Source organism: Kitasatospora sp. NPDC086801 (genome assembly GCF_044745805.1).
GTDB lineage: Bacteria > Actinomycetota > Actinomycetes > Streptomycetales > Streptomycetaceae > Kitasatospora.
Genome location: NZ_JBIVAX010000003.1, coordinates 207,905 through 221,055, shown reverse-complemented (window position 1 = coordinate 221,055; position 13,151 = coordinate 207,905). Strand labels below are relative to the sequence as shown.

Genomic DNA, 13,151 nt, shown 5'->3' with positions numbered 1-13,151 from the left:
GGCCCTCCGGTCAAGCCGGGGCCGCCCGCCGCGGTCTCGGAGCCCTGGGCGTGGAAGCGCGGTGATGCCGCGTTCCCCCGTCCGGGTGGACTCCTGGGCGAACTCTTGCCTTGTGGAGAATGGTGACAGATCCGTGTTGCGACTGTTCAGCCGTGCCCGCGTTGTGGACTCCCCTGCGACGGGCCGGCCACCGCGAGGCGGACGGGCCTGTCATCGGCCGTGCCCGTCGCCTCCGTCCCCCGGAGCCTTCGCGCACCTGGGCATTGTAGTGGGACCGCACTGCGGGGGAATGGCCGCGTGGTGGTTTTCCGGCTGTCCGACGAGGTTACTGACTGGTCATGACCGGCGGTTCGGGGGGTGCCGTCCGGCCGTGGGCGGCACCTGGCGGGGCTCAGTGGGCGTCGTGGCCGCCCGGTTCGGCGGAGGTGACCAGCTCGGTCAGGACGCCGCCGCAGTCCTTGGGGTGCAGGAAGGTGATCCGCGAACCCATCGAGCCGATCCGCGGCTGGTCGTAGAGGACCCGTACGCCCTTGGCCCGGACGGCCTCGGCGTCGCCGTCCACGTCGGCGGTGCCGAAGGCGATGTGGTGCACGCCCTCGCCGTTCTTCTCCAGCCACTTGGCGACGGTCGAGTCGGGCCGGGTGGGCTCCAGCAGCTGGAGGTAGGAGGCGCCGCCGTCGCCGGTGTCGTTGATCTTGAGCATGGCCTCGCGGACGCCCTGCTCCTCGTTGACCTCGGTGTGGGACACCTCGAAGCCGTAGGTGGTGCGGTAGAACTCGACCGTCTTGTCGAGGTCGCGGCAGGCGATGCCGATGTGGTCGATACGGGTCAGCACGGCGACCTCCGGGAGACGGGTTGGGTACCTCGGGAACCAGGTGGCACCAGTGCAGCGCATCGCTCCTGACCGGCGCCAGCGCCGGACGTGCGAGTCTGCTCACACGCAGGGCGTTCACCCGGGGCGCGCGCAGGTCGTTCACCCGGGGCACGCGCCGGGGGGTCGCCCGGGTCGTGCGTCGGGGTTCACCCGGGCCGCGTTGACACGGTGTTGACTGGAAGGTGCCAGTGCGCTCGATCACACCGTCGCTCCGGTGACGGGCGGGTAACGGGTCAGTACATTGAGCGCATCCTCACCTGGCCACGACGTGCGAAGGGGCTCGTCCCATGACCAACACCACCTCTGTGATCGTCGCCGGTGCGCGGACCCCGATGGGTCGCCTGCTCGGTTCCCTCAAGGGCTTCTCCGGTGCCGACCTCGGCGGCTTCGCGATCAAGGCCGCGCTGGAGCGGGCCGGCATCACGGGTGAGCAGGTCCAGTACGTGATCATGGGCCAGGTGCTGCAGGCCGGCGCCGGCCAGATCCCGGCCCGCCAGGCCGCCGTCCGGGCCGGCATCCCGATGAGCGTCCCGGCGCTCACCATCAACAAGGTCTGCCTCTCCGGCCTGGACGCCATCGCGCTGGCCGACCAGCTGATCCGGGCCGGCGAGTTCGACGTCGTGGTGGCCGGCGGCCAGGAGTCGATGACCAACGCCCCGCACCTGCTGCCGAAGTCCCGCGAGGGCTACAAGTACGGCGCGATCGGGCTGCTCGACTCGATGGCCCACGACGGCCTCACCGACGCCTACGAGAACATCCCGATGGGCGAGTCGACCGAGAAGCACAACACCCGCCTGGGCATCGCCCGCGAGGTGCAGGACGAGATCGCCGCGGCCTCCCACCAGCGTGCGGCCAAGGCGCAGGCCGACGGCGTCTTCGACGCCGAGATCACCCCGGTCGCGATCCCGCAGCGCAAGGGCGAGCCGGTGCTGTTCGGTCAGGACGAGGGCATCCGCGCGGACACCACCGTCGAGGGCCTGGCCAAGCTGCGGCCGGCGTTCGCCAAGGACGGCACGATCACGGCCGGCACCTCCTCGCAGATCTCCGACGGCGCCGCCGCGGTGGTCGTGATGAGCAAGGCCAAGGCCGAGGAGCTGGGCCTGAGCTGGATCGCCGAGATCGGCGCGCACGGCAACGTGGCGGGCCCGGACAACTCGCTCCAGTCGCAGCCGTCCCACGCGATCCGGCACGCGCTGGCCAAGGAGGGCCTGGAGGTCTCCGACCTCGACCTGATCGAGATCAACGAGGCGTTCGCGGCCGTCGCCTACCAGTCGACCAAGGACCTGGGCGTCTCCTCGGACATCGTCAACGTCAACGGCGGCGCGATCGCGCTCGGCCACCCGATCGGGATGTCCGGCGCCCGCGTGGTGCTGCACCTGGCGCTGGAGCTCCAGCGGCGCGGCGGCGGGGTCGGCGCGGCCGCGCTGTGCGGCGGCGGCGGCCAGGGCGACGCGCTGATCGTGCGCGTCCCGAAGGCCTGATCAGCTGATCTGATCTTCGGGGCTGCGGACCGCCACAAGCGGTCCGCAGCCCCTTCGGCATCCGCATCCGCGCTAGGAGCTCCCGATGATCGATGTCGCCACGCTGGTCGAACAGGCCCGGGCGGGCCGGCCGCGGGCCGTCGCCCGGCTGATCACGCTGGTCGAGAACGCCGCCCCGCAGCTGCGCGAGGCGATGGCCGCGCTCGCGCCGTACACCGGGCAGGCCTACACGGTGGGCCTGACCGGCTCGCCCGGGGTCGGCAAGTCCACCTCCACCTCGGCGCTGGTGTCCGCCTACCGGCGGCTCGGCAAGCGGGTCGGGGTGCTGGCCGTCGACCCGTCCTCGCCGTTCTCCGGCGGCGCGCTGCTCGGTGACCGGGTCCGGATGCAGGACCACGCCACCGACCCCGAGGTGTTCATCCGCTCGATGGCCACCCGCGGCCACCTCGGCGGGCTGTCCTGGACGGCGCCGCAGGCACTGCGGGTGCTGGACGCGGCCGGCTGCGACGTGATCCTGGTCGAGACCGTCGGGGTGGGCCAGTCCGAGGTGGAGATCGCCGCCCAGGCCGACACCACCGTGGTGCTGCTCGCCCCCGGCATGGGCGACGGCATCCAGGCCGCCAAGGCCGGGATCCTGGAGATCGGCGACGTCTTCGTGGTCAACAAGGCCGACCGGGACGGTGCCGACGCCACCGCGCGCGAGCTCAACCACATGCTCGGCCTCGGCGAGGCCCGCGGGGCGGGGGACTGGCGCCCGCCGATCGTCAAGACCGTCGCCGCCCGCGGCGAGGGCGTCGACGAGGTGGTCGAGGCGCTGGAGAAGCACCGTGCCTGGCTGGAGGAGCACGGCGAGCTCGCGGCGCGCCGCCGCCGCCGGGCCTCCGACGAGATCGAGGCGATCGCGCTGGCCGAACTGCGCACCCGGATCGGCGACCTGCGCGGGGACCGCCACCTGGCCGGCCTGGCCGAGCGCGTGGTGGCGGGCGAACTGGACCCGTACGGCGCGGCCGACGAACTCGTCGCCGGGCTCACCGAGCGCTGAGGACGCCGAAGGGCCGGCCCCGGGTGGGGCCGGCCCTTCCGTGCGTCAGGTGCGGTCGTGCCTACGCGCGGCCGCGCAGGCCGCGCAGGTGTTCGGCGACCGGGGCGAGCGCCTCGTACATGGCGTCGAGCTGCTCCTGGGTGAAGCGGTCGATGAAGTGGGCCCGGACGCTGCGCACGTGGTCGGGGGCGACCCGCTGCATGGTCTCCCAGCCCTGTTCGGTGAGGTGGGCGTAGAGGCCGCGGCGGTCGCCGGGACACTCCTGACGCAGCACCAGGCCGGCGTTCTCCATCCGGGTGATCTGGTGTGAGAGCCGGCTCTTGGACTGGAGGGTGGCGGTGGCGAGGTCGGTCATCCGCATCCGGCGGTCGGGGGCCTCGGAGAGGACGACCAGGATCTCGTAGTCGTTGATCGCCAGGTTGTGCGGCTGGAGTTCGCGGCTGAGCTGGTATTCCAGCAGCTTGGCGACCTCCAGATGGGCGCGCCACATCCGCTGCTCCCTGGCGGTCAGCCAGGGAGTCTCCTCCTCGGGCTGCGACGGAGGGGTGTCCGCAGTGTTGATCGTGTGCGTATCCATAGGTTCAGCATACCCTATTTAGTTCAATCTTGTACAAGTTTACAAGCCGAAACGCCGTCCCAGATCGCCCAGGTTACCGAGACCCGGCACGTTGAGGTTGCCCCCGCCGTGGCCCGACGCCGCCGGCTGCGACGGCACCCCGCCCACCGGCACGCCCGCCTCGGCGTCCACCTGGCCCACCGACCGCTCGGCCATCAGCTTCTCGCTGGACTGCAGCAGCACCTGGCCGGCGCCGATGAACTCGAACTGGTGCTCCTCGCCGGAGGCCCCGCCCAGCCCGGTCAGCCGGCGGATGCCGCCGATCAGCCCGTGCATGTAGTCGTGGTCGTAGTGGTGGCACGGCGCCGGGCAGTCCGCCCAGCCGACCAGCGCCTGCGGGTCCACCCGGATCGGCGGTTCGACGAAGTGCACCGGCCCGTTGGAGGCGGCGACGAACTTCCCGGTGCCGATCAGGGTCAGGAAGCCCGGGATGATCGACTGCTTGAGCCGCAGCGACGGGTCGAAGGCCAGCAGGTTGCCCGAGCGGACGGTCAGGTTGCCCTCGTCCAGGTCGTAGGAGTTGAGGTCGAAGGCGCGGTCGGCCAGCAGCAGCTTGCCGCGGCCCTGGGCGACCACCCAGTCCGCCGCGTGCATCGGCGAGTTGAAGTGCTGGCCGATCACCCGGTCGAGCATGCCGGCGCCGACGCCCTGGAAGGTGATGTCGCCGTAGTAGGCGACCATCTTGCCCTTCTGCAGGAAGTACGAGCCGTTCAGGTCGACCGAGTAGGCGTACGGGTTGACGTTGTCGTTGACCGGCAGGCTGTACGCGTCGTGCACCACCGGGCCGGAGCCGCCGTGCGCGCTCGGCAGCGGGGCCTGCGGGCCGCCGAACTGCTCCTGGGCGTACGCCTGCGGGGGCTGCTGCGGGGGAGGCGGCGGCGGGTAGCCGCCCTGCTGCGGATGGCCCTGCGCGGGCGGCGGGTAGCCCTGGCCGGGCGGCGGCCCGTAGCCCGGCGGCGGAGGGGCGGCGAAGCCGGGCTGGGTCGGCTGGTCGTACGGCGACTGCCCGTACGGCGGCTGCGGCGGGTAGGACATCAGAGCTTCTCCTCGCTCGCCTGGACGTACACCGCGCCCTGCCCGGACAGCTCCAGCTGGAACGCCTCGCCGGAGCCGCGGCCGATCATGTCGCGCCAACCCAGCGCCGTGGACAGCTTGTTCTGCACCTGGCCGCGGTGTGCCACGTACGCCTGCGGGTCGACGTGCACGGGCTGGCCCGGGACGATCGGCAGCTCGAAGACGCCGCCGTGCGCCATCACCGCGACCGCGCCCTGACCGTCCAGCCGGGTGGTGAACAGGCCCTGCCCGGTGACCTGGCCGCGGACCATGCCCATCACCCCGCCCTGCGAGCCCATGAACATGGTGGACTGGCGCAGCGTGCCCTCGAAGGCCAGCAGCCGGTCCGCCTCGACGTACAGGGTGTCGCCGACCAGGTCGATCACGTGCACGTGGTGGCCGCCGTGGCCGAACATCACCCGGCCCTGGCCCTCGACGGTCATCAGCGGGGTGTCCTCGTTGGCCACCCGGCGGCCGATCATCGACATCACGCCGCCCTGCCCGCCGGTGATGTTCGGCGTGAAACGGACGTCCCCGGTGTACGCGAGCATCGCGCCGCGCTGGCTGAACAGCCGCTGCCCGGGCAACACCTGGGCCTCGACCATCTTGCCGTTGATCTTCGTGAAGCCCATCAGACGTCGCCCCCGATGGTGACCTTCTCCGACGGCTGCACGTACACCAGGCCCTCTCCGGTGAACTCCACCTGGACGGCCTCGCCGCCGCCCTCGCCGATCACCGTGGTCCAGCCCGCGCCCGACTTCAGGCTGCGGTGCAGGCTGCCGGTGTGCGCCACGTAGGCGCCCGGGTCCACCCGCAGCGGCTGGCCCTTGCCGACCCGCAGGATGATCGCGGGCCCGTTCGAGGTGACGGCGGCCCAGCCGTGGCCCTCCACCTTGGTGGTGAAGAGGCCGTTGCCGGACGACATCCCGTTGAGCCCGGTGAAGGTGGTGCCGGTGCGCAGCGAGCCCTCGGTGCAGAGCAGGTTGTCCGCCTCGACGAACAGCGTCTCGCCGTTCAGCCGGACGAGGTTGATCTCGGTGGCCTTGTCGGCGAAGTAGCAGGTGCCCTGGCCCTTCACCTCCATGACGGTCATCTGCTCGCCGGTGAGCCGGCGGGCGACCATGCCGCGCAGGCCGTCCCCGCCGCCGGTCAGCTTCTTGAAGCTCATCTGGCCGGTGTAGGCGACCATCGAGCCGTGTCTGGCCTTGACGGCCTCGCCGGCCAACTCGACCGCGAGTACCCGGGATCCCTGGAGTCTGAACTGTGCCACGGCCGCAATCTAGCGGGCGCGGCCGGGGCGGGGGGAGGGGCAGGGGTGGAACTGGTACCGGTCTGGGACAAACGCGCCGGTCACGCCCGCGCGTGCGCCCCCCGGGCGGCGTGCGGGATGGCGCCGGCCGCCTCCTCGACCTCCAGCAGCGAGGCCGAGTGGCGCTCCGCCTCGAAGGCCACCACGCCGCCGCGCAGCCCGAACAGCCGCTTGGACAGCATGATCCAGAGCACCGCGGCGATGTTCAGCACCAGCGTGCCGATCTTCACGGCGCTGACGTGCTCGCTCAGCTCGTAGCCCTCCAGCGGCAGGAAGGCCGCGGTGGCCACGACGGTGAGGTACTCGGCCCAGCGCCTGCCCAGCCAGAGGCCGACCGCCTCGACGATCTCGATCAGCGCGTAGGCCACCAGCGCGCCCGCGACGATCAGCAGGGTGCTCTTCTTGTAGTCGAAGGTCTTGCGGATGGTGTCGACGATCGGGGAGTGTTCGAGGTCCCAGTGGAAGTGGTCGGTGACCGGCCGGAAGACCGACAGGTTCTCGTCGAAGACCCGGTGCACGGCGTCCTGGCTGTTGGAGAACTTCCAGACGGCCCAGGCCACGACGATGATCAGCAGGCCGCGCAGCACCCGCTCGACGGCGAGGAAGCGCAGGATGAAGAGGTCCCGCAGCGCCTTGCCGCGCGGCACCAGCGGGGCGTCCTGCGCGGGGCCGGAGCCGTGCGGGGCGCCGAGCGCGAAGTCGCCGCAGCGCAGGCAGCGCCAGGCGTCGCCGAGGGCGGTCGCGGCGTGCAGCCGGGCGGCCAGCTCGGGCTCGGTCGGCGCGTAGGTGGTGTGGCCGCGCTTGGCGCAGGTCCTTCGGTCCCAGTCCCGCTTGAACATGTGGTCGCTACCCCCGGTCGTCCGATGTCTACGGCGCCCGGTGCTTCGGGCGCGGGCAGCAGGATAGGGGCAGCGGGTGACGGGCCGCCGCGACCCGTCGGGTTCTGGCGCACAGCTGTGACACCGGTGCGCACCCGTCGGCGTGCACCGACGCGGCACGGGCACGGCGGTCGTGGTGGCGGGCGCGGCGGTTGTGACGTCGGCCACGGTGCCCGCCCCGGCCGGGGCTTCGGACATGTGCTCGGTGATAATGGCCGGAAGGCTTGTGAGTCGCTTCACAAGCAGGTACGCCTCCGACCCCCGTATTGAGGTACCCATCGTGAACAGCAGCGCCGTCCACCGCCTGCGCCTGGTCTCCGGCCCCGAAGGGGTCTCGTTCATCCTGCTGCTGATCTGCTCCGTGCTGAAGCGGACCACGTCCTTCGACGGCGTCCCGGTGATGGGCATGGTCCACGGGATCCTGTTCATCCTGTACGTCGTCTTCTGGATCCAGGCCTGGCAGGCGCAGAAGTGGGACGCCAAGCGCGGCGTGCTGCTGTTCGTCCTCTCGGTGCTGCCCACCGGCGGCTTCTTCGCCGAGCGGATGCTCGCCAAGGAGGAGCGCGGCGAACTGGAGCCGGCCACCGCCTAGCCCCCGCGGACACCCCGCCACGCGACGGTCGACAGGCTGCCGCGGCCTCCTCTCCCAAAGGGCCGCGGCAGCCTGTCGCCGTTTCTTACCGGGGGTGGCTAGTTGACGTTGACGCCGCTCCACGCGGCCGCCACGGTCTTGTACTCGGTGCTGGTGGCGCCGTACAGGTCGGTCGCGGCCTTCAGGGTCGCCGTGCGGGCGGCCTTGTAGTTGGTGGTGGAGGTCATGTAGACGGTCAGCGCGCGGTACCAGATCGCGGCCGCCTTGGTCCGGCCGATGCCGGTGACCGTCGAGCCGTTGGAGGTCGGGCTGTTGTAGCTGACGCCGTTGATCACCTTGGCGCCGCTGCCCTCGGACAGCAGGTAGAAGAAGTGGTTGGCGATGCCCGAGGAGTAGTGGACGTCGAGGTTGCCGACGCCCGAGTACCAGGAGTCCGCGGACTGGCCGTCCTTGGAGGGCTTGTCCAGGTAGCGCAGCGGCTTGCCGTTGCCGAAGATGTTGAGCTTCTCGCCGATCAGGTAGTCCGGCGGGTCCGCGGGCAGGTTGGCCGACCACTCGACCATGGTGCCGAAGATGTCGGAGGTGGCCTCGTTGAGGCCGCCGGACTCGCCGGAGTAGTTGAGGTTCGCCGTGGCGGAGGTGACGCCGTGGCTCATCTCGTGGCCGGAGACGTCGATCGCGGTCAGCGGGTTGGTGTTGCCGGAGCCGTCCCCGTACGTCATGCAGAAGCAGGAGTCGTCCCAGAACGCGTTGACGTAGTTGGAGCCGTAGTGGACACGGCTGGCGGCGCCGACGCCGTTGTTCTTGATGCCGTTGCGGCCGAAGGTGTTCTTGTAGTAGTCCCAGGTGGCGGCCGCGCCGTACTGGGCGTCCACGGCGGCGGACTCGCGGTTGGAGGCCAGGCCGTTGCCCCAGGAGTTGCTGGTCTTGGCGAACAGCGTGCCGTTGCCCGAGGTGGCGCCCTTGAGGTCGGTGGTGGACTGGCCGCCGCGCGTGGCGTCCTTCAGCGAGTAGGTCGAGCCGCTCTGGGCGGTGGTCAGCGTGACGGTGCCGACGTTGACGCCCTTGCCGGTGCCGGCCGCGGTCCGCACCTGCTCGCGGGTGGACAGCACCTGGCCGGTGGCGGCGTCGGTGACGACCTGCTGGCTGCTCGGGGTGCCGTCGGCCCGCTCGCCGTGGACGACCGTGCGGTGGGCCAGTCGCGGCGCGCCGTCGGCCGCCCACACCACCAGCTCGGCCGCGCCCGCGCCGTCGACCCGGCTGAGCGCCGCCTCGTCCTCGTCGGCGGCCGTTCCGACGGTCGCCCGCACCGCGGCGGTGGCGCGCTCGGCGGCCTGCCCGGCGGCGAGGCCCGGGGCCAGGCTCGGCAGTGCCAGGTTGCCGTCGAAGGCCCGGTCGACCGAGTCCACCGAGCCGTCGGCGCGCTGGTGGACGACCAGGTCGCCGCCGAGGACCGGCAGGCCGGCGTAGGTCCGCTCGTAGCGCAGGTGGCGTTCGCCGTTGGCGTCCGCGACGACGTCCTTGACCACCAGCCGCTCCTGGCCGCCGAGGGCCAGGGACTGGGCGATCGGGCTGCTCTGCCCGGCGGCCACCGCGAGCAGCGCCGCCTGCTGCTGCTCCGGCGACGGGGCGGCGGCCTGGGCGGCGGGGACGATGGCGATCTGGATCACGCCGGCGAGCAGGGCGGTGGCGGAGAGTAGGGCGCCGGCTGTCAGCTTTCGCTTCACGTGCGGGGTTCCTTCCACGAAACCGCGTGTGCGCGCGGTTGCGCCGCGTACCGGGGCGCCGGGGTTGGCGCCGTTGGGGCGGTAGGGCGCGGACGTGCTGCTCCCGTGCGGTCCCTGACGATCCGTCGACGGGTGGGGGTGACGGACGTCGGACGGGGGCTTGGGCAGAAGCATGACAATTGATGGCAGGAAATGACAGACCTCGGACAAGAATTGGCCGGGATCCGCCAGTGCCGGTGCGGATGGTTCGGCCACCGCCTGGTGCCCGCTACGGGCGGTTCGTCCGGCTGGTGGGACTCCGCCACCCCCCCCGGGTGCGGGGCGGGCGCGCGGGGGAGGCGGGCGCGCGGACGCCCGGGGCCGCCCTCCACGGAGGCCCCGGACGTCCTGTCGCCGTGCGTCGTACGTCAGTTGACGTTGACGCCGCTCCACGCGGCCGCGACGGCCTTGTACTCGGCGCTGGTGGCGCCGTACAGGTCGGAGGCGGCCTTCAGGGTGCCGGTGCGGGCACTCGCGTAGTTGGTGGTGGAGGTGAAGTAGACGGTCAGCGCGCGGTACCAGATCTGCGCGGCCTTGTCCCGGCCGATGCCGGTGACCGCCGAGCCGTTGGAGGTCGGGCTGTTGTAGTTGAAGCCGTTGATGCTCTTCGCGCCGCTGCCCTCGGACAGCAGGTAGAAGAAGTGGTTGGCGATGCCCGAGGAGTAGTGGACGTCCAGGTTGCCGACGCCCGAGTACCAGGAGTCGGCGGAGGTGCCGTCCTTGCTGGGCTTGTCCATGTAGCGCAGCGGGCTGCCGTCGCCGTTCAGGTTGATCAGCTCGCCGATCCAGTAGTTCGGCGGGTTGGAGGGCAGGTTGGCGTAGAACTCGACCATCGTGCCGAAGATGTCGGAGGTGGCCTCGTTGAGGCCGCCGGACTCACCGGAGTAGTTGAGGTTCGCCGTGGCGGAGGTGACGCCGTGGCTCATCTCGTGGCCGGCCACGTCGATCTCGGTGAGCGGGTGGGTGTTGCCGCTGCCGTCGCCGTAGGACATGCAGAAGCAGGAGTCGTTCCAGAACGCGTTGACGTAGTTGGAGCCGTAGTGCACCCGGCTGGTCGCGCCGACGCCGTTGTTCTTGATGCCGTTGCGGCCGAAGGTGTTCTTGTAGAAGTCCCAGGTGGCGGCCGCGCCGTACTGGGCGTCCACGGCGGCGGACTCGCTGTTGGAGGCCAGGCCGTTGCCGAAGGAGTTGGTCGAGTTGGCGACCAGCGTGCCGCTGCCGGAGGTCTTGTTCTTCAGGTTGACGGTCGACTGGCCGCCGCGCGTGGCGTCCTTCAGCTGGTACGAGGTGCCGCTCTGGGTGGTGGTCAGCGGGACGCTGCCGACGAAGACGCCCTTGCCGGTGCCGGCGGCGGTCTGCACCTGCTCGTGGGTGGACAGCACCTGGCCGGTGGCGGCGTCGGTGACCAGCAGCTGGCTGCTCGGGGTGCCGTCGGCGCGCACGCCCTCGACGGTGGTCCGGTACGCCAGGCGCGGGTTGCCGTCGCTCGCCCAGACCACCAGCTCGGCCTTGCCGGTCTGGTGCACGGCCGCCAGCGGGGACTCGTCCTTGTCCGCGGCGACCCCGACGGTGGCCTGGACCGCGCCGGTGGCCTGCTCGGCGGCCTTGTCGGCCGGGATCTGCGGGGCCAGGCTCGACAGGCTCAGCTGGGCCGAGACCGCCTTGTCGACCGACTGCACCGCGCCGCGGGCGCTCTGGTGGACGACCAGGTCGCCACCGAGCACCGGCAGGCCCGCGTAGGTGCGCTCGAAGCGCAGGTGCCGGGTGCCGTCCTGGTCCACCACGGCGTCCTTCGCCACCAGTTGCTCCTGGCCGCCGAGGGCGAGGGCCTTCGCCAGCGGGCCGGACTGGCCGCCCGCCAGGGCGAGCGCCGCCGCGTGCTGCTCGGCGGCCTGCGCCTGCAGCGCGGGGATCGGGCTGGCCTGGGCGGCGGTGCTCACCTGGACGACGCCGGTGAGCAGGGCGGTGGCGGAGAGTACGGCGACTGCTGCGAGCTTTCGCTTCACGGACGAGTCCTTCCGGGTAACCGCGTGTGGGCGGTCGCGCCGCGTCCCGGGGGCCGGGGTCGGCACCTGAGGGGCGGAACGGGCACTGACGTGCGGACCCCGTGCGGTCGAGCGGCGGGCCACCGGTGGGTGGGGGTGGTGGCTGCCGGACGGGGTTGGCCGAAAGCATGACAATCGAGCAAATCAAATGACAGGTCTTGCTCATGAATTGGCCAAGTCCCGCCAGCCGGAGGGATTGTGAACGGGCGGATAAAAGGGGCGAATCACCCGGCCTTTCAGCGGGTTACCGTTCGAACCGAGGCCTGATAGTGCGGCTGCGGACCGATCGGCCGTCAACTCCGCTGCGCCCGGCTCCCGTTGCCGCGCATTCACGCCGGTGCAATGTCCTGGTATGGACCTGGCCGCCCGATTGGCGGGTTCCCGCCACGCGTCGCGCTTGTCCACCATCAGGACGGCTGGTAGCGCCCGCCCTGTCCGCCGGTACGGTAAGGAGGTGCCCAAGCCCCTAGCCCTCGACTTCGACCCGATCGCCCGTGCCGACGAGCTCTGGACCCGCCGCTGGGGCGGGGTCCCCTCGATGGCGGCGATCACCTCGATCATGCGCGCCCACCAGATCCTGCTCTCCCGGGTCGACGCGGTGCTCAAGCCGTACGGGCTGACCTTCGCCCGGTACGAGGCGCTGGTGCTGCTGACCTTCAGCCGGACCGGAGAGCTCTCGCTGTCCAAGATCGGCGAGCGGCTCATGGTCCATCCGACCAGCGTCACCAACACCGTCGACCGACTGGAGCGGGCCGGCCTGGTCGCCCGCCGTCCCAACCCGCTGGACGGCCGCGGCGTGCTCGCCGCGATCACCGGCCGCGGCCGCGAGACGGTCGAGGAGGCCACCCGGGAACTCATGGCGATGGACTTCGGGCTGGAGGAGTACGACACCGGGCAGTGTCAGCAGGTGTTCGAACTGCTCAGGCCGCTGCGGATCGCCGCCGGCGACTTCACCGACGACCGCGGCGAGGGGGCTGCGCGGGAGCGGCCGTGAGGACGGCTACCCTCGTGGGAGCGGTGCGCGGATCCGGGCGTACCGGTCGATCCCTGCCGAGCGAGGCGATGAGAAGTATGAAGGCGACCCCCCTGCTGGGCTGGTACCGGGGCCTGGCCATTGCGACCGGTGTGGCCCTGCTGGTGTTCTGCGGCTTCATGGTCGCGAAGTACGGCTTCAATGCGGCCGAGGACCTGACCACGTACGTCGCGATGCTGCACGGCTACCTGTACATCGGGTACTTCGTGGTGACCTTCCTGCTCGGGCAGAAGCTGAAGTGGCCGCTCGGCCGGATGATCCTGACCCTGGCCGCCGGCTGCATCCCGTTCGCGTCCTTCGTCTTCGAGCGCAAGGTGGTCCGCGAGGCCGCCGAGCGGCTCCCGGCCGGCGCCGACGCCCGCCAGCCCGCCGGCGTCTGATCCGACGGCCCGGGCGAGTGCCCCTTCCCCCGCGGGGGAAGGGGCACTCGCGCGTTCCGGGCCCCGGCGGCCCCGGCGTTTC

At 71.4% G+C, this 13,151-nt stretch carries 13 protein-coding genes; 5 read left to right on the top strand and 8 right to left on the bottom strand.

All coding sequences use genetic code 11. The annotated features are described in order from the left end of the window. Positions 1-391: 391 nt before the first annotated feature. On the bottom strand, positions 392-835 hold the full coding sequence (mce, locus tag ACIPLC_RS06135) for a methylmalonyl-CoA epimerase (RefSeq protein WP_400471531.1): 444 nt from the start codon (positions 833-835) through the stop codon (positions 392-394). Between the two features lie 326 nt (positions 836-1,161). Here mce and ACIPLC_RS06130 point away from each other — a divergent pair, with 326 nt between their 5' ends. Next, positions 1,162-2,355, top strand: a complete 1,194-nt coding sequence (locus ACIPLC_RS06130) for an acetyl-CoA C-acetyltransferase (protein ID WP_400471529.1) — start codon at positions 1,162-1,164, stop codon at positions 2,353-2,355. Positions 2,356-2,440: 85 nt separating this feature from the next. After that, positions 2,441-3,397 carry a methylmalonyl Co-A mutase-associated GTPase MeaB gene (meaB, locus tag ACIPLC_RS06125; protein WP_400471527.1) on the top strand — a complete coding sequence of 319 codons (957 nt, stop codon included), beginning with the start codon at positions 2,441-2,443 and terminating at the stop codon, positions 3,395-3,397. A 61-nt stretch (positions 3,398-3,458) separates the two neighbouring features. Here meaB and ACIPLC_RS06120 read toward each other — a convergent pair whose 3' ends face one another. The 5 genes from ACIPLC_RS06120 to ACIPLC_RS06100 form a co-directional block, all read right to left on the bottom strand. Next, complete coding sequence (locus tag ACIPLC_RS06120) at positions 3,459-3,974, bottom strand: MarR family winged helix-turn-helix transcriptional regulator (protein WP_400471525.1); 516 nt, start codon at positions 3,972-3,974, stop codon at positions 3,459-3,461. 39 nt (positions 3,975-4,013) lie between these two features. Continuing rightward, positions 4,014-4,823: an AIM24 family protein gene (locus ACIPLC_RS06115; RefSeq protein WP_400471789.1), complete on the bottom strand. Its 810-nt coding sequence runs from the start codon at positions 4,821-4,823 to the stop codon at positions 4,014-4,016. A gap of 224 nt (positions 4,824-5,047) precedes the next feature. After that, positions 5,048-5,698 carry an AIM24 family protein gene (locus ACIPLC_RS06110; protein WP_400471523.1) on the bottom strand — a complete coding sequence of 217 codons (651 nt, stop codon included), beginning with the start codon at positions 5,696-5,698 and terminating at the stop codon, positions 5,048-5,050. Further along, entirely contained in the window at positions 5,698-6,336 is a 639-nt protein-coding gene (locus tag ACIPLC_RS06105; RefSeq protein WP_400471521.1) for an AIM24 family protein, read from the bottom strand. The genes ACIPLC_RS06110 and ACIPLC_RS06105 overlap by 1 nt, the downstream gene beginning before the upstream one ends. Before the next feature lie 80 nt (positions 6,337-6,416). After that, positions 6,417-7,214, bottom strand: coding sequence for a DUF2127 domain-containing protein (locus tag ACIPLC_RS06100; RefSeq protein WP_400471519.1), 798 nt, complete (start codon positions 7,212-7,214; stop codon positions 6,417-6,419). 319 nt (positions 7,215-7,533) lie between these two features. Between ACIPLC_RS06100 and ACIPLC_RS06095 the strand changes: the two genes are divergently transcribed. Beyond that, positions 7,534-7,845, top strand: coding sequence for a DUF3817 domain-containing protein (locus tag ACIPLC_RS06095; RefSeq protein WP_400471517.1), 312 nt, complete (start codon positions 7,534-7,536; stop codon positions 7,843-7,845). Positions 7,846-7,943: 98 nt separating this feature from the next. On the opposite strand, the gene ACIPLC_RS06090 is transcribed toward ACIPLC_RS06095, so the two are convergent. Continuing rightward, on the bottom strand, positions 7,944-9,590 hold the full coding sequence (locus ACIPLC_RS06090; RefSeq protein WP_400471515.1) for a M4 family metallopeptidase: 1,647 nt from the start codon (positions 9,588-9,590) through the stop codon (positions 7,944-7,946). A 389-nt stretch (positions 9,591-9,979) separates the two neighbouring features. Beyond that, positions 9,980-11,617: a M4 family metallopeptidase gene (locus ACIPLC_RS06085; RefSeq protein WP_400471513.1), complete on the bottom strand. Its 1,638-nt coding sequence runs from the start codon at positions 11,615-11,617 to the stop codon at positions 9,980-9,982. 493 nt (positions 11,618-12,110) lie between these two features. On the opposite strand from ACIPLC_RS06085, the gene ACIPLC_RS06080 reads away from it, so the two are divergent. Both ACIPLC_RS06080 and ACIPLC_RS06075 read left to right on the top strand, forming a co-directional pair. Then, positions 12,111-12,650: a MarR family winged helix-turn-helix transcriptional regulator gene (locus ACIPLC_RS06080; protein ID WP_400471511.1), complete on the top strand. Its 540-nt coding sequence runs from the start codon at positions 12,111-12,113 to the stop codon at positions 12,648-12,650. Between the two features lie 77 nt (positions 12,651-12,727). Next, entirely contained in the window at positions 12,728-13,069 is a 342-nt protein-coding gene (locus ACIPLC_RS06075) for a DUF3817 domain-containing protein (protein ID WP_400471509.1), read from the top strand. Positions 13,070-13,151: the final 82 nt, after the last annotated feature.

Bases quoted from the DNA above. Each gene is read 5' to 3' on its own strand.
- ACIPLC_RS06130 (WP_400471529.1), top strand. From the start codon at position 1,162: ATGACCAACACCACCTCTGTGATCGTCGCCGGTGCGCGGACCCCGATG.
- meaB (WP_400471527.1), top strand. From the start codon at position 2,441: ATGATCGATGTCGCCACGCTGGTCGAACAGGCCCGGGCGGGCCGGCCG.
- ACIPLC_RS06120 (WP_400471525.1), bottom strand. From the start codon at position 3,974: ATGGATACGCACACGATCAACACTGCGGACACCCCTCCGTCGCAGCCC.
- ACIPLC_RS06110 (WP_400471523.1), bottom strand. From the start codon at position 5,698: ATGGGCTTCACGAAGATCAACGGCAAGATGGTCGAGGCCCAGGTGTTG.
- ACIPLC_RS06100 (WP_400471519.1), bottom strand. From the start codon at position 7,214: ATGTTCAAGCGGGACTGGGACCGAAGGACCTGCGCCAAGCGCGGCCAC.
- ACIPLC_RS06075 (WP_400471509.1), top strand. From the start codon at position 12,728: ATGAAGGCGACCCCCCTGCTGGGCTGGTACCGGGGCCTGGCCATTGCG.